Source organism: Streptomyces sp. NPDC005195 (genome assembly GCF_040608315.1).
Taxonomy (GTDB): domain Bacteria; phylum Actinomycetota; class Actinomycetes; order Streptomycetales; family Streptomycetaceae; genus Streptomyces; species Streptomyces kaempferi.
The window spans coordinates 24,623-38,750 of sequence record NZ_JBEXHZ010000042.1 but is presented as its reverse complement, the minus strand read 5'-3'; the positions used below and the strand labels follow the sequence as shown (position 1 = coordinate 38,750).

Here is a 14,128-nt window from a genome sequence, read left to right as displayed (position 1 = left end):
CGGAAGTCTTCGGAAGGAAAGTCATGGCCATGGACGCCGTCTCCGTCATCCGCACCAAGCGGGACCGCGGTGAGCTCAGCGACACACAGATCGACTGGGTCATCGACGCGTACACCCGCGGCGAGGTCGCCGACTACCAGATGGCCGCCCTCAACATGGCGATCCTGCTCAACGGCATGAACCGCCGCGAGATCGCCCGCTGGACCGCCGCGATGATCGCGTCGGGCGAGCGCATGGAGTTCTCCTCGCTGTCCCGTCCGACCGCCGACAAGCACTCCACGGGCGGCGTCGGTGACAAGATCACGCTCCCGCTGGCTCCGCTGGTCGCGGCCTGCGGTGCCGCGGTGCCGCAGCTGTCCGGGCGCGGCCTCGGCCACACCGGCGGCACGCTCGACAAGCTGGAGTCGATCCCCGGCTGGCGGGCCCTGCTCTCCAACGAGGAGATGCTGCACGTCCTCGACACCACGGGCGCGGTGATCTGCGCGGCGGGCGACGGTCTGGCCCCCGCCGACAAGAAGCTCTACGCACTCCGTGACGTCACGGGCACGGTGGAGGCGATCCCGCTGATCGCGTCCTCGATCATGTCGAAGAAGATCGCCGAGGGTACGGGTTCGCTCGTGCTGGACGTGAAGGTGGGCACCGGCGCCTTCATGAAGACCATCGAGGACGCCCGGGAGCTGGCCTCCACGATGGTCGGCCTGGGCACCGACCATGGAGTGCGCACGGTCGCGCTGCTGACCGACATGTCGACCCCGCTGGGCCTGACGGCCGGCAACGCGCTCGAGGTACGGGAGTCCGTCGAGGTGCTGGCCGGCGGCGGTCCCTCGGACGTCGTCGAGCTCACCATCGCCCTGGCGCGCGAGATGCTGGACGCCGCGGGCGTGAAGGACGCGGACCCGGCGAAGGCCCTCGCCGACGGTTCCGCGATGGACGTCTGGCGCCGCATGATCGCCGCGCAGGGCGGTGACCCGGACGCCGAACTCCCCACCTCGCGCGAGCAGCACGTGGTGACGGCGGCGTCCTCGGGCGTGCTGACCCGCCTCGACGCGTACGACATCGGCATCGCCGCCTGGCGGCTGGGCGCCGGGCGTGCGCGCAAGGAGGACCCGGTGCAGGCCGCCGCCGGCGTCGAGCTGCACGCCAAGCCCGGTGACACCGTCACCGCGGGCCAGCCCCTGCTGACCCTCCACACCGACACCCCCGAGCGGTTCGCGTACGCGCTGGAGTCGGTCGAGGGTTCGTACGACATCGCGGCCGCGGGTACGGAGTTCAAGCCGAGTCCGATCGTGTTGGACCGGATCGCCTGACGCTCCGTCGCACACGTCCTGGGAGGGGTCGGCGCCTGGTGCGCCGGCCCCTCCTCGCATGCAACCAGGCTCGGTTCGGTGCGTGCCTCTGCCGGGTGCGGGTGCGGCAGAGTGGGGCTGTCCTTGGCCGGGGCGGTGTCGGGCACCGCCGCCGTGAGGGCGCAACCCTGGTCGGGCGGGGCACTTTGCGTCAGCCCAGTACGGCCGCGATCACCACCAGGGCCGGGACGGACAGGATCGTCGACAGCAGGATCGACTCGCGGGCCAGGGTCTCGCCGACGCGGTAGCGCGAGGCGTAGGTGAAGAGGTTCTGGGCGGCGGGCAGCGCCGAGGTGACCACGACGTCGAGCAGGGGCGCGCCGTGCAGCCCGAACACGCCGGCCGCGAGCGCCCAGGCCACCGCGGGCTGGCCGACCGCCTTCAGCGCGACGGACAGCAGCACCGGGTGCCGGTCCGCGCCACGGCCGGGCAGCGCGCTGCCGCACAGCGAGATGCCGAACGCCAGCAGCACCGCGGGCACCGACATGTTCCCGATCAGGGTGAGCGGGTCCATGACCGGCCCCGGCACTCTCAGACCGCTCGCCGACACGGCGACCCCGGCGAGCGAGCCGACGGCGATGGGGTTGCGCAGGGGTGTGACGAGCCGCAGCCACACCGAACCCTTCTCGCCCGGCCCCGACAGGTCCAGGACGGTCAGTGCGAGGGGCGTGACCACGATCTGCTGGAACAGCAGCACCGGCGCGACCAGCGAGGCGTCACCGAGCACGTACACCGCGATCGGGATGCCGAGGTTGCCCGAGTTGACGTAGCTGGAGCACAGGGCGCCGATCGTCGTCCGGCCCACACCCCAGCCGCGTAGGGCACCCACCACGACGAAGGCGCCTGCCGCCGCGGCCGTGCTCAGGGCGGTGACCAGCAGCCGGCTGGAGAAGATCACCGACAGGTCGGCGCGGGCGAGCGTGGTGAACAGCAGCGCGGGTGAGGCCACATGGAAGGCGAGCTTGGTCAGCACCTCCCTGCCGTTCTCCCCGAGGTAGCCCCGGCGGCCGATCAGCCAGCCGACGCCGATGACGACGGCGATCACCGCGAACCCGGTCAGCACCCCCTGCACGGCACCTCCTTGTGGGACGGGAGGCGGCCTGGCGGACGGTCGGGCACGGGTTCGTGGGGCATACACCCAACCCTCCGGGGAAGGCCGGGCGCGGGTCAATGTGATCCTTACGGCACGCGGGCGGGCGAGGGCGGCTGCCGGGCCCCGATGAGTTCGCCGCCTCCGGCCGGTCTACCGCCCGTGGACGCCATGACACCCGCCGTACTCGTGCTGCCCGCGCCCGTCACCCGCGACGAGGTGCCGCGGCTCTGCGACGACGTGCGCGCGCGGCTGGCGGCGACGGGCGGCGGAGTGGTCGTCTGTGACGTCGCCGGGCTCGGGCCTCCCGGGCTCGCCACCGTCGAGGCCCTGGCCCGGATGGAGCTCGCCGCGCGCCGGGCCGGCGGACGCATACGTCTGCGCGATCCGGCCCCGCCGCTGCGCGCCCTCCTCGATCTAGTGGGCCTCCGCTTCGAGCTGGAGGGGGAGTCCGAAGAGCGGGAACCAGCGCTCGGTGTCGAGGAAGCAGTGGAACCCGGTGATCCGGCCGTCTGAGATCTCCAGGGCCTGGATCGCCCAGGCGCCGAAGCCGCCCTTCTCCGGGTCCGGCTTGTAGTGCGCGAAGCCCGGCAGACCGTTCACCGAGACCGGGAGCAGGCGCGAACCCGCGCAGGAGGCGCCGAGCGTCGTCATGAAGCCCGTGATGTCGCCGGGGCCGCGCAGCCACAGGTCGAACGGCGGCATCGTCATGATCGCGTCCTCGTGGAGCAGCGCGGTCAGGGCCGTCATGTCATAGCCCTCGAACGCGGCGACATAGCGCTCCAGGAGCTTCTGCTGCTCCTCGTCGAGCGGGTCGGAGACGGCGCCCGGGGTGCTTTCCCGCTCCGCGAGGGTGGCGCGGGCCCGCTGCAGCGCGCTGTTGACGGAGGCGACCGTGGTGCCGAGCAGCTCGGCGACCTCGCTCGCCTTCCACGCGAGGACCTCGCGCAGGATGAGCACGGCCCGCTGCTTGGGCGGCAACTGCTGGAGCGCGGCCATGAAGGCGAGCCGCACCGACTCCTTGGCCACCGCCGCCTCGGCCGGGTCGCTGATGGTGGGCAGCACGCGGGCGTCGGGCACCGGCTCCAGCCAGGTGTTGTCCGGGCGCGGGGTGAGCGCCGCCTGGGCGAGCGGCGAGGGGCCGGTGAGATCCATGGGCCGGGCCCTTCTGTTGCCGGCGTTCAGCATGTCCAGGCACACGTTCGTGGCGATCCGGTACAGCCAGGAGCGTATCGACGAGCGGCCCTCGAACTTGTCGTAGCTCCGCCAGGCGCGGACCATCGTGTCCTGCACCGCGTCCTCCGCCTCGAAGGAGGAGCCGAGCATCCGGTAGCAGTACCCGGTCAGCTCGACCCGGTGCTTCTCCAGCCGGACGTCCAGGTCTGTCGTCGTCGCCGTGCCCTCGCTCATGGCCAACCCACCCCTGTGGCTGTTCCCGTCGTGCCGCCGCTTCGCTGCGCCGGCACCTCGGAAGCTACCGCAGCCCACTGACAATGGCCCACGAAGTGGGAAAAGGAGCAGGTCGGACCGGTTGCCCCGGACCTGAACGGACGCCGACTCCCTTCGCCCACGCGTTCGACGACGCCGCGCCGGACGGCCTCGGGCGAGCCGGCTCAGTGGGCCAGGACCGGCTTGCGGGCCGCCTGGACCCGCGCCGCGTGCGAGCCGAGGAGGGTGATCGACACGACGCCGAGCACCGCGAGCAGCCCGAGCACCACCGTGCCGGCCCAGCCCCCCGCGTGGAAGGCGACGGCGCCGAGGGTGCTGCCGGCGCTGGAGCCGATGTAGTACGCGGACTGGTAGAGGGCGGACGCCTGGGCGCGGCCCTCCTTGGCGGTGTGGCTCACCGACGAGGACGCCACCGCGTGGCCCGCGAAGAAGCCCGCGGTGATCAGGACAAGACCGAGCAGGACCAGCGGGAGGGAGTCGGCCAGCGAGAGGAGGAGCCCGGCGGTGGTCGTGCCGCCCGCCAGGTAGAGGGAGCCGCGCCGGCCCACGCGGTCGACCAGCCGGCCCGCCGTCGACGCCGACACCGTACCGACCAGGTAGACGAGGAAGATGGAGCCGATGACGCCCTGGGGGAGTGAGAACGGGGCGTCGGTCAGGCGGTAGCCGATCACCGTGTAGACCCCGCCGAAGACCATCATGAACAGCGCGCCGATCGCGTACAGCCGGCACAGCAGCGGGTTGGCGAGGTGGTCGCGGACCGTGCGGACCAGCGCCCGCGGCCGCGGCGAGCCCGGGGTGAAGTGCCGGGGCGCGGGCAGCAGCAGCCGGAAGGCCACCGCGCACGCCACCGCGATCACGCCGATCGTGGCGACGGCGATCCGCCAGCCCCATTCCTGCGCGACCCAGCCGGTGATGACCCGGCCGCTCATCCCGCCGACGCTGTTGCCCGCCACGAAGAGGCCGATCGCCGTGATCAGGGCCTTGGGACGGACCTCCTCCGCCAGGTACGCCGTCGCCGAGGCGGGCAGCCCCGCCAGCGCCGCGCCCTGGAGCGCGCGCAGCGCCACCAGCGCGCCGATCGACGGCGCGAAGGGTACGAGCAGCCCGACCGCCACCGCGACCACCAGCGACGCCGTCATCAACGTACGCCGTCCGTAACGCTCCGAGAGCGCGCTCATCGGGAGGACGAAGAGCGCGAGGCCGCCCGTCGCGGCCGAGACCGTCCAGCTCGCCTGGCTCGCGGTCACGCCGAGGTCCGTGGAGATCAGCGGGAGGAGGGCCTGCGTGGAGTAGAGGAGCGCGAAGGTCGCGACACCGGCGAGGAACAGGGCGAAGCTCATCCGGCGGTAGCCGGGCCCGCCCGGGGCCAGACGGGAGTCGGCGGACGCGGGGACGGCGGCTGCGGCGGCGTCCACGGTGGTGGACGCCCCGGTACTGGCGGAAGGCATGTTTCGAACGTAAGGTCCCACCATTCATCCGTCCAATGCATGGAATCGCCATAATCGTTCCCATGGCGCATCAGCAGAGGTCACAGAGTCACCTGTCACCGTCCAGTGACACAGAAGACATCGTCACGGTCCTCGTCCCGCGGCTCGCGCACTTCGCCGGGGTCGCCCGCACCGAGCATGTGACGAGGGCCGCGCAGGAGATGCGGGTCCCGCAGTCGACCCTGTCGCGGGCCATGGTCCGGCTCGAGCAGGATCTGGGCGTCGACCTGTTCGCGCGCCGCGGCCGTACGGTCGCCCTCACCCCCGCCGGCCGTACGTTCCTCTCGTCCGTCGAGCGGGCCCTCGCCGAGATCGGGCGCGCCGCCGACGAGGTGCGCGCGGACGCCGACCCGGCCACCGGCAAGGTCGCCTTCGGCTTCCTGCACACGATGGGGTCGGAGACCGTCCCCGGGCTCATCCGTGCCTTCCGCGCCGACCATCCCCGGGTCCGCTTCAGCCTCGTCCAGAACTACGGCGAGGCGATGCTGGAGCGACTGCGCTCGGGCGAGCTGGACCTGTGCCTCACCTCGCCCGTGCCCGACGCGCCCGACCTGGTCGGCCGCCTCCTCGACGAGCAGAAACTGCGGCTCGTCGTCCCCGCCGACCACCGGCTCGCGGCCCGCCGGCGCGTCCGGCTGGCCGAGGCCGCCGACGAGACCTTCGTGACCCTCGAACCCGGCTACGGCATGCGGCGCATCGCCGACGACCTCTGCCAGGAGGCGGGATTCAGGCCGCGGATCGCCTTCGAGGGCGAGGAGACCGAGACGCTCCGCGGTCTCGTCGCCGCCGGTCTCGGCGTCGCCCTGCTGCCGCCACCGGCGGTGCCCCGCCCGGGAGTCGTCGAACTGACGGTCACCGCTCCGCGCGCGGTCCGCGAGATCGCGGTGGCGTGGCTGGACGGCCACCCGGACACCCCGCCCGTGGCGGCCTTCAAGAAGTTCCTGCTGTCACGACGGGGCCGCCTGCTCCCGGACCAGGGGTACGGGGAGCACCGGGAGCAGCCCTCCAGGGCGCGGGACAGCCGTCAGTGACGCAGCGCCTTCCCGAAGCCCGAGGCGAGCGGCATCCGCAGGCCCAGCGGCGGTGGCGCCGCGAGCGCGTCCTCCAGCGGGCGGGACAGCCCGCGCCCGAACAGCGCCCCCATCACGAAGTCCTCGGCCAGCGCGTGGACTTCGGTCCGGTGCTGGTGCAACCCGTGCCCGTCGGAGTGGACCTCGAAGCGGCAGACGTCACGGTTGGACTTCTTGGCGCGGGCCGCGAGCCGGAAGGACAGTTCCGGGTCGGTGCGCTCGTCGTTGGTGCCGTGCACGATCAGCACGCGCCGCCCGCTGAGCTGTCTCACCGGTTCGGGTGGCGCCGCCATGTCCTCCTCGGGCAGCCAGGGTGCCAGCGCCAGCACGGAGTTGACGGCGGTGTGACCGGCCGCGCGCAGCGCCGCCCGGCCTCCCATGTCGACCCCGGCGAGGCAGACGGGAACGTCGCCGTACCGGCGTACGACCTCGTCGGCCGCCCAGGACGCGTCGCCCGCGAGATGCGCCTCGCTGCCGTTCCAGCCGCGGAAGCGGTAGTGCACGACGTGGGCGGCCAGTCCCTCCGTCTGCCCCGCGCGCGTGAGGCGACGGCCCAACGCGCGTACGGAGGCGCTAGCCCACATGGGGGAAGGCCTGCGGCCGGAGGTCTCGTCGCCGCCCGGGAGCAGCAGAACCACTCCGCTGACCGCGGTCGGCTCCGGGCCCAGTGCCCTCCCCAGACGGGCGCTGCGCACCGGTGTCGCTTGCTGTGCCATGACAGAACAGTGTCAGAAGTGACGGTGTACGCCACCCGTCCGCCGGGTCACCGTTACATATCGACGGATCGGGACGACGGAATGTCTACGCGCGTAGGGGCTACAGTGCGCGAATGACGAGCCAGATCCGGAACACCCCGAGCTCGGAACAGATCCGCCGGGCGCCCAAGGTCCTGCTGCACGATCACCTCGACGGGGGCCTGCGCCCTGGGACGATCGTCGAACTCGCCCGGGAGACCGGCTATTCCGGCCTCCCCGAGACCGACCCCGGCACACTCGGCGTCTGGTTCAGGGAGGCCGCCGACTCCGGCTCCCTCGAGCGGTACCTGGAGACCTTCGCGCACACCTGCGCCGTCATGCAGACCCGTGAGGCGCTGGTGCGGGTCGCCGCCGAGTGCGCCGAGGACCTCGCCGAGGACGGGGTCGTCTACGCCGAGGTGCGTTACGCCCCCGAGCAGCATCTGGAGCGCGGGCTCACCCTCGAAGAGGTCGTGGAGGCGGTCAACGAGGGCTTCCGGGAGGGCGAGCGCCGGGCGCGGGAGAACGGCCACCGCATCCGGGTGGGCGCGCTGCTCACCGCGATGCGGCACGCGGCCCGTTCCCTGGAGATCGCCGAACTGGCCAACCGCTACCGGGATTCGGGGGTCGTCGGCTTCGACATCGCGGGCGCCGAGGCCGGCTTCCCGCCCACCCGGCATCTCGACGCGTTCGAGTACCTCAAGCGCGAGAACAACCACTTCACCATCCACGCGGGCGAGGCCTTCGGGCTGCCGTCCATCTGGCAGGCGCTCCAGTGGTGCGGCGCGGACCGGCTCGGCCACGGCGTCCGGATCATCGACGACATCGAGGTCGCGGAGGACGGCACGGTGACGCTCGGACGCCTCGCGTCGTACGTCCGTGACAAGCGAATCCCGCTGGAGCTGTGCCCCAGCTCCAACCTCCAGACCGGGGCCGCGGACTCCTACGCCGAGCACCCGATCGGGTTGTTGCGGCGGTTGCACTTCCGGGCCACGGTGAACACGGACAACCGGCTCATGTCCGGGACGAGCATGAGCCGCGAATTCGAGCACCTTGTCGACGCGTTCGGTTATTCGCTCGATGATCTGCAGTGGTTCTCGGTCAATGCTATGAAGTCAGCATTCATTCCTTTCGATGAACGACTCGCGATGATCAATGACGTGATCAAGCCGGGATATGCCGAGCTGAAGTCCGAATGGCTGTTCCAGCAGACCTCTTCCACCAGGGGTTCCTTGGAGAAGCAGGCCTGATCTGAGTGGCCGGGGACGGTCGGGTCTTCACTCATTCTCCATGACTCGACCGGTTTTCGATGTTTGCGGAGTGCCGCTTTGCGTGTTTACGGTTTTAGACCGCTCACCTCCCCGTCACACGGATCCAAGGACGCATTCCATATGAAGCAGTCTGCTGCCAAGACCCTCGGTGTCGCCGCTCTCGGTGCCGCTTTCGCCGCCGCGGGCGCCGGTGCCGCGAACGCGGCACCGGCCTTGCCGGACGCCTCGTCGGCGCTGGGCACCGTCACCCAGGCGCTGCCCACGCAGAACCTGACCGGTGTGCTGCCGGGCGCGGGCCAGGCGCTTGCCCAGGGTCAGAGCGCGCTCGGAGCGGGTGTGACGGCCGCCCAGCCCGCCGCCGCGAACGTGCTCGCGAACGGCCCCACCGCGCCGGTGGCCGGACTGCTCGGCGGTCTGCCGCTGCAGGGCCTGCCGACGCACGGCCTGCCGCTGAACGGCCTGCCGCTCGGCTGACCCACGCCGTCCGGGCTCAGGCCCGCACACGCGACAACGCCGGTGGGGCGCACCCGACTCGGATGCGCCCCACCGGCGCGTCGTGCCGCGCGGCGAGGACCTCGCCGACGCGTGACTACCAGGCGGTGCGGACCTTGTCCTCGGACGGGAACAGGATCCACAGCGCTATGTAGAGCAGGAACTGCGGGCCGGGCAGCAGGCAGGAGAGTACGAAGATCACCCGCATCGTCGTCGCGGAGGTGCCGAAGCGCCGTGCGAGCGCTGCGCACACTCCGCCGATCATGCGGCCGTTGGTGGGGCGGGCGAGGGCGCTCATGAGGACTCCTTCGTGAACCGTGCCTGACCGTGTGCCGGATACCCGGCCTCGATGTCTTCAACGCTACGGTGACGAAGCGGACGAAGCGTCGCTCTACGGTGCGATGCCGACCCTGGGAATCGTCGGGGTCCGACCCTGAGCCGTGTCCTCCCGGGGGAGGGCCGCACGGCGTCTGGTCTCGGCCCGGCGGCGGAGACCCACCCTGGCGGCGGGCACGACCGCGGCATGGGCCAGTGCCACACCGACGGTGTTGAGCAGCAGCGAGTCGACGTCCACGACCTGCCCGGGAACGCCGGTCTGCAGCAGCTCGATGCCCAGCGAGATCAGGGCGCCGGCGGCGACCGTGCGGACCAGGGACCCGAGGGGGGAGGCGCTCGGTCTGCCGCCCGCCAACGGGAGCAGAACACCGAGCGGGGCGAGCAGTCCCAGTCCCTCGCCGATACGGCGGGCGGCAAGCGCGGGGCCCAGGGCGAGGTCGGCCCTGATGCCGGCGAACGGGCGCAGATTCGCGGGGCTCACCCAGGGGACGTCCAGCGGACGCAGCGTGATCCAGGCGACGAGCGCGAGATGCGCGACGAGGAGGAGAGCTCCTGCCGCACGGACGCGGATCACGGCGCTGCCGCCGTCTTCGCCTTGACGTTGCACGCCTCCCAAGACGCGGCGGCCGGCCGGATCGGTTCCGGGTCGGCGGCGGGCTTGGCGTCCAGGGGTGAGGCGTGCGCCACACCCACGGGTCCCCGGGCCGGTCTCCCGGCTCTCCGCGGCGGCCGGGGGCACCCCCTGGCCGACGGTCAGGCGCCGTCGACCGCCGTGGAGGGCGGGGCCTTCGTGCCGGGACCGGAGCGGACGTCCGAGGTGCACTGGTAACGGCGCGGCGCGGTCGCGTCGGGGGCGCCGAGGACGACCGAACCGTCGTCCTCCGCCGCGGCGGAGTCGGAGAAGGTGCAGACGATCTGGGCCAGGGCCGCCGGCGTCAGCTCCCGGGGCGGGGTGCTCAGCCGGAGCGTGTCCTCCGGCTCCCCGGTGGCCCGGGGACGGGGACCGCTCACGGTCATACCGCCGCGCACGTCCGTCGTGTACCCCGCCTGCTGCTCCGGAGTGGAGGGCGACCCCGCGAGCTCGTCGAGGAGCCCCTGCGCCACCAGGACGCGCCGCGCGCCCTCCGTCGCGCCGTCGGGCACCCGCACGGAACGGTCGACCGTCACCAGTTGCCCCGAGCAGAGCAGGAACACCTGCACCGGGATGCCGTGGGAGGCCTGGGTGGAGACGTCCGGGCCGGACAGGGTGCACGGGACCCGGGAGGGCGCCGGGCCGAAGTCCGTGGGGACCTGCGTGGAACGGATGCCGCAGCCCGCGAGCAGCAGCGCGAGGAGCGGGACGGCCGGCCACCGGAGCGCGCCTCGACGTCGTACGGTCGTCATCCGGCGCTGCCCTTCGTGGCGTTCCCGTTCCGGTTCCGCTCGCGTTCGTCGTCGGCGAGCAGCTCCGAGGCGTCCTGCGGGAGCCGGAGCGTGAAGACCGCTCCCCCCTCGGGCGCGTTCGCGGCGGTGATCTCGCCGCCGTGGATGTGCGCGTTCTCCAGGGCGATCGACAGCCCCAGGCCGCTGCCCTCGGAGCGCGGGCGCGACGCGCTCGCCTTGTAGAAGCGGTCGAAGACGTGCGGCAGGACGTCCTCGGGGATGCCCGGACCGTGGTCCTGGACCTCGATCAGCAGGTCGTCGGCCTCCTCGCGGACCGAGACACGCACCGGACTGCCGCCGTGCTTGAGCGCGTTGCCGATCAGGTTGGCCAGGATCACGTCCAGGCGGCGCGGGTCGAGACGCGCCATGATGCCGCGCTCCGCGTCCAGGTCCACCGCGTCCAGCCAGGCGCGGGCGTCGATGCAGGCGGTGATCTGGTCGGCGATGTCCACGTCGTCGAGGACGAGCCGGGCGGTGCCCGCGTCGAAGCGGGTGACCTCCATGAGGTTCTCGACCAGGTCGTTCAGACGGCGTGTCTCACTGACGACCAGACGCACGGCGGGCTCGATCATCGGATCGACACTGCCGGTCTCCGCGTCCAGCTCCTCCTCCAGGATCTCCGTCACGGCGGTGATCGCGGTCAGGGGAGTACGGAGTTCGTGGGACATGTCCGCCACGAAGCGGCGGGACGCCTCGTCCCGGGCGCTCATGTCCTCGACGCGTTTCTCGAGCGCCTCCGCCGTGTGGTTGAACGTCCGTGACAGATCGGCGAGTTCGTCCGTCCCCGACACGCGCAGCCGGGTGTCGAGCTTGCCCTCGCCGAGGCGGCGGGCGGCGATACCGAGGCGGTGCACCGGCTTGAGGACCGTCGTCGCGGCGGCCTGGGCGAGGAGCGCCGAGCCGATCAGGGCGAGGCCGGTGGCGATACCGAGCGACCAGGCCAGCGAGTTGAGGTCCTTGGCCTCCGGTTCCAGCGACTTGAGCATGTAGCCGGTCGTGGTCCCGCCGATCACCTTCGCACCGCCCACCAGGTACGGCTTGTCGTGGTCGGTGACGCGCTGCCAGTACAGGTGATAGGTCGACTTGTTGTTCGAGGAGAGCGACTGCTCCTTGTTCACCGCCTTCTGGAGGGACGCGGGCACGTCCTCCAGCGTGAAGGTGTCCAGCTCCGAATTGCCCACCACGGTCTTGTCGTTGTTGTCCTGGGCCACGAGCAGCACGCTGAAGCGCTGGCTGCTGTTGGCCATCAGCCCCGCGGCGTTCTGCAGTTCGTCCTGTGCCGGACGCACCGGCAGCAGGCTCGCGTGGTTGCGCATCTCCTGCTGGAAGTCACGCAGCACCGCGTCCTGAGTGCGCGTCAGCACCGCCTCGCGGTTGAGCCAGTACGCGATGCCGGACGCCGACACGGCGGCGGTGAGCGCGACGAGTCCGAAGACCACGACCAGCCGCAGCCGCAGACTGGTGAAGCGCAGACCCGCCAGTATCGCCCTGCGCGCCGCGGCCCAGCCGCGGAGCCCGTCCTGCGGTGGGGTCACTGAGGGTTGTCCAGCCGGTAGCCGACCCCGCGGACCGTACGGATGAGCGTCGGGGAGGACGGCACGTCCTCGACCTTGGCGCGCAGCCGCTGCACGCACGCGTCCACCAGACGCGAGTCGCCCAGGTAGTCGTGCTCCCAGACCAGCCGCAGCAACTGCTGGCGGGACAGCGCCTGTCCGGGACGACGGCTCAGCTCCAGGAGCAGCCGCAGCTCGGTGGGCGTCAGTTGCAGGTCCTCGCCGTTCTTGGTGACCGTCATCGCCGCCCGGTCGATGACGAGGGAGCCGAAGGTCGCCGAGTCGGTGGCCTCGCGCTCACCGCGCCGCAGCACGGCCCTGATACGGGCGTCGAGCACCCGCCCCTGCACCGGCTTGACGACATAGTCGTCGGCGCCGGACTCCAGCCCGACCACCACGTCGATGTCGTCGCTGCGCGCGGTCAGCAGAATGATGGGCAACTGGTCCGTGCGCCGGATACGCCGGCACACCTCGAACCCGTCGATGCCGGGCAGCATCACATCCAGCACGATCAGATCCGGCCGCTGCTCGCGCAGCAGCTTCAGACCGTCCTCGCCGGTGGCAGCGGTGGCCACACGGTGTCCCTGGCGCGTCAAAGAGAGCTCCAGGGCCGTACGGATGGCGTCGTCGTCCTCGATCAGCAACAGGGAAGGCACGGTTGTCATTCTGGCCCATGGTGAGGGGGTCTTTCGACAGTTGGAGCGCTCCCACCCATCTCTCGCACAGAAGGGGCGCATCGGAGGGGGTCCGGGAAGCCCTGCCGCTCTTCTCCGTGATCGCGCTGTGACGCGCCCGTGGAGGGCCCCTGTGACAGGTCTGTGACAGTCGGCGGACACGGCCATGAAGTGTCCCGGGCAAGCTTTTCGACACAAGCAGGGAAGCACGGAGCGAGCGCGGGGCCGAGGCACGACGGGCACCGGGCGCGTACGGAAGAAACCGGGACTCCACGACGGGGGGCGCGAGATGGACACGCTGCACAGCACCACTACGAGCGCAGTTGTCACGCGGCTCCACGACGTCACCCGGAGCACGGAGAAGTCCGGTGCCGTGAGCCCGCGGGGGTGCGCTCGCGGCACCGGGCGTCAGCACACCGCGTACATGACGGTGGTTGACGGGTTCACGGGGGAGAGCCCCGCGGCGGCCGCCGCGGGAACGGCCGGCGGAGCTCACGGGGGAGCCGCGTACGGGGAGGTCACGGGGGAGCGTCGCTCGCTGTCGGAGGCGGAGTTCACCGCCTACGTCCAGGAGCGCCGCGCCTCCCTGTACGCAACCGCCTACCACCTGACGGGGGATCGGTTCGAGGCCGAGGACCTGCTGCAGAGCGCGCTGTTCTCGACGTACCGGGCCTGGGAGCGGATCAGTGACAAAGCCGCGGTCGGGGGTTACCTCCGCCGCACCATGACCAATCTGCACATCAGCGCGTGGCGCCGCCGCAAGCTGAACGAGTACCCGACCGAGGAACTGCCGGAGACCGCCGGTGACACGGACGCGATGCGCGGCACCGAGCTGCGCGCCGTGCTGTGGCAGGCGCTCGCCCGGCTGCCCGAACTCCAGCGCACCATGCTGGTCCTGCGTTACTACGAGGGCCGCACGGACCCGGAGATCGCGCAGATCCTCGACATCAGTGTCGGCACGGTGAAGTCGAGCATCTGGCGGTCGCTGCGCCGGATGCGCGAGGACGAGGTCCTCAGCTTCGGCCGTGACGAGGAGGAGTCCTTCGGGGAGCTCGTCGCCTGAAGGTCAGCGGGGGGAAAAGCGGTTCGAGCGGGGAACGGTTCCGGGGGGGGAGCCGACGGGGGACCGCTGAGAACCACGGGGGAAGCGGAAAAGGTCCGGGCGGACGGGGGGTCCGCCTGGACCTCTTTTCGTGTGCGGGCC

General features: G+C 71.6%; 15 protein-coding genes. 6 read left to right on the top strand and 9 right to left on the bottom strand.

Translation table 11 applies throughout. The annotated features are described in order from the left end of the window. The first annotated feature begins 23 nt into the window (after positions 1–23). Positions 24–1,307 (top strand): thymidine phosphorylase, encoded by a 1,284-nt coding sequence (locus tag ABZV34_RS29380; protein ID WP_356283040.1) that lies wholly within the window; start codon positions 24–26, stop codon positions 1,305–1,307. Positions 1,308–1,497: 190 nt separating this feature from the next. Here ABZV34_RS29380 and ABZV34_RS29375 read toward each other — a convergent pair whose 3' ends face one another. Further along, positions 1,498–2,418, bottom strand: a complete 921-nt coding sequence (locus ABZV34_RS29375; RefSeq protein ID WP_356283038.1) for an AEC family transporter — start codon at positions 2,416–2,418, stop codon at positions 1,498–1,500. 147 nt (positions 2,419–2,565) lie between these two features. On the opposite strand from ABZV34_RS29375, the gene ABZV34_RS29370 reads away from it, so the two are divergent. Next, positions 2,566–2,952 (top strand): STAS domain-containing protein, encoded by a 387-nt coding sequence (locus ABZV34_RS29370; RefSeq protein WP_356283035.1) that lies wholly within the window; start codon positions 2,566–2,568, stop codon positions 2,950–2,952. On the opposite strand, the gene ABZV34_RS29365 is transcribed toward ABZV34_RS29370, so the two are convergent. Both ABZV34_RS29365 and ABZV34_RS29360 read right to left on the bottom strand, forming a co-directional pair. Then, the gene (locus ABZV34_RS29365; RefSeq protein ID WP_356283032.1) at positions 2,854–3,846 is read right to left on the bottom strand and encodes a sigma-70 family RNA polymerase sigma factor; all 993 of its coding nucleotides are present in this window, start codon (positions 3,844–3,846) and stop codon (positions 2,854–2,856) included. The genes ABZV34_RS29370 and ABZV34_RS29365 overlap by 99 nt on opposite strands. Positions 3,847–4,049: 203 nt before the next feature. Then, positions 4,050–5,333 carry an MFS transporter gene (locus tag ABZV34_RS29360; protein ID WP_356283029.1) on the bottom strand — a complete coding sequence of 428 codons (1,284 nt, stop codon included), beginning with the start codon at positions 5,331–5,333 and terminating at the stop codon, positions 4,050–4,052. Positions 5,334–5,395: 62 nt separating this feature from the next. Here ABZV34_RS29360 and ABZV34_RS29355 point away from each other — a divergent pair, with 62 nt between their 5' ends. Continuing rightward, on the top strand, positions 5,396–6,403 hold the full coding sequence (locus tag ABZV34_RS29355; protein ID WP_356283026.1) for a LysR substrate-binding domain-containing protein: 1,008 nt from the start codon (positions 5,396–5,398) through the stop codon (positions 6,401–6,403). On the opposite strand, the gene ABZV34_RS29350 is transcribed toward ABZV34_RS29355, so the two are convergent. After that, complete coding sequence (locus ABZV34_RS29350; protein WP_356283023.1) at positions 6,397–7,158, bottom strand: prolyl oligopeptidase family serine peptidase; 762 nt, start codon at positions 7,156–7,158, stop codon at positions 6,397–6,399. The two genes, ABZV34_RS29355 and ABZV34_RS29350, sit on opposite strands and share 7 nt — an antisense overlap. 113 nt (positions 7,159–7,271) lie before the next feature. On the opposite strand from ABZV34_RS29350, the gene ABZV34_RS29345 reads away from it, so the two are divergent. Then, a complete protein-coding gene (locus ABZV34_RS29345) occupies positions 7,272–8,426 on the top strand; it encodes an adenosine deaminase (RefSeq protein WP_356283020.1) in 1,155 nt (384 codons plus the stop codon). Between the two features lie 141 nt (positions 8,427–8,567). Further along, positions 8,568–8,921: an ATP-binding protein gene (locus ABZV34_RS29340; protein ID WP_356283017.1), complete on the top strand. Its 354-nt coding sequence runs from the start codon at positions 8,568–8,570 to the stop codon at positions 8,919–8,921. 115 nt (positions 8,922–9,036) lie between these two features. Here ABZV34_RS29340 and ABZV34_RS29335 read toward each other — a convergent pair whose 3' ends face one another. The 5 genes from ABZV34_RS29335 to afsQ1 all read right to left on the bottom strand — a co-directional run bounded on the left by ABZV34_RS29335 (position 9,037) and on the right by afsQ1 (position 12,906). Next, positions 9,037–9,237 (bottom strand): PspC domain-containing protein, encoded by a 201-nt coding sequence (locus ABZV34_RS29335; protein ID WP_266701008.1) that lies wholly within the window; start codon positions 9,235–9,237, stop codon positions 9,037–9,039. Positions 9,238–9,330: 93 nt separating this feature from the next. Continuing rightward, positions 9,331–9,882 carry a VanZ family protein gene (locus ABZV34_RS29330; RefSeq protein ID WP_356283012.1) on the bottom strand — a complete coding sequence of 184 codons (552 nt, stop codon included), beginning with the start codon at positions 9,880–9,882 and terminating at the stop codon, positions 9,331–9,333. Between the two features lie 146 nt (positions 9,883–10,028). After that, entirely contained in the window at positions 10,029–10,658 is a 630-nt protein-coding gene (locus ABZV34_RS29325) for a hypothetical protein (RefSeq protein WP_356283010.1), read from the bottom strand. After that, positions 10,655–12,232: a HAMP domain-containing sensor histidine kinase gene (locus ABZV34_RS29320; RefSeq protein ID WP_356283007.1), complete on the bottom strand. Its 1,578-nt coding sequence runs from the start codon at positions 12,230–12,232 to the stop codon at positions 10,655–10,657. Before ABZV34_RS29320 ends, ABZV34_RS29325 begins: the two co-directional genes overlap by 4 nt. Further along, a complete protein-coding gene (gene afsQ1 / locus ABZV34_RS29315; RefSeq protein WP_356283004.1) occupies positions 12,229–12,906 on the bottom strand; it encodes a two-component system response regulator AfsQ1 in 678 nt (225 codons plus the stop codon). Before afsQ1 ends, ABZV34_RS29320 begins: the two co-directional genes overlap by 4 nt. Positions 12,907–13,213: 307 nt before the next feature. Here afsQ1 and ABZV34_RS29310 point away from each other — a divergent pair, with 307 nt between their 5' ends. Next, positions 13,214–13,987, top strand: a complete 774-nt coding sequence (locus tag ABZV34_RS29310; protein ID WP_356283001.1) for a SigE family RNA polymerase sigma factor — start codon at positions 13,214–13,216, stop codon at positions 13,985–13,987. Positions 13,988–14,128: the final 141 nt, after the last annotated feature.

Bases quoted from the DNA above. Each gene is read 5' to 3' on its own strand.
- ABZV34_RS29380 (WP_356283040.1), top strand. From the start codon at position 24: ATGGCCATGGACGCCGTCTCCGTCATCCGCACCAAGCGGGACCGCGGT.
- ABZV34_RS29370 (WP_356283035.1), top strand. From the start codon at position 2,566: ATGAGTTCGCCGCCTCCGGCCGGTCTACCGCCCGTGGACGCCATGACA.
- ABZV34_RS29365 (WP_356283032.1), bottom strand. From the start codon at position 3,846: ATGAGCGAGGGCACGGCGACGACGACAGACCTGGACGTCCGGCTGGAG.
- ABZV34_RS29360 (WP_356283029.1), bottom strand. From the start codon at position 5,333: ATGCCTTCCGCCAGTACCGGGGCGTCCACCACCGTGGACGCCGCCGCA.
- ABZV34_RS29355 (WP_356283026.1), top strand. From the start codon at position 5,396: ATGGCGCATCAGCAGAGGTCACAGAGTCACCTGTCACCGTCCAGTGAC.
- ABZV34_RS29350 (WP_356283023.1), bottom strand. From the start codon at position 7,158: ATGGCACAGCAAGCGACACCGGTGCGCAGCGCCCGTCTGGGGAGGGCA.
- ABZV34_RS29345 (WP_356283020.1), top strand. From the start codon at position 7,272: ATGACGAGCCAGATCCGGAACACCCCGAGCTCGGAACAGATCCGCCGG.
- ABZV34_RS29340 (WP_356283017.1), top strand. From the start codon at position 8,568: ATGAAGCAGTCTGCTGCCAAGACCCTCGGTGTCGCCGCTCTCGGTGCC.
- ABZV34_RS29335 (WP_266701008.1), bottom strand. From the start codon at position 9,237: ATGAGCGCCCTCGCCCGCCCCACCAACGGCCGCATGATCGGCGGAGTG.
- ABZV34_RS29325 (WP_356283010.1), bottom strand. From the start codon at position 10,658: ATGACGACCGTACGACGTCGAGGCGCGCTCCGGTGGCCGGCCGTCCCG.
- ABZV34_RS29310 (WP_356283001.1), top strand. From the start codon at position 13,214: ATGGACACGCTGCACAGCACCACTACGAGCGCAGTTGTCACGCGGCTC.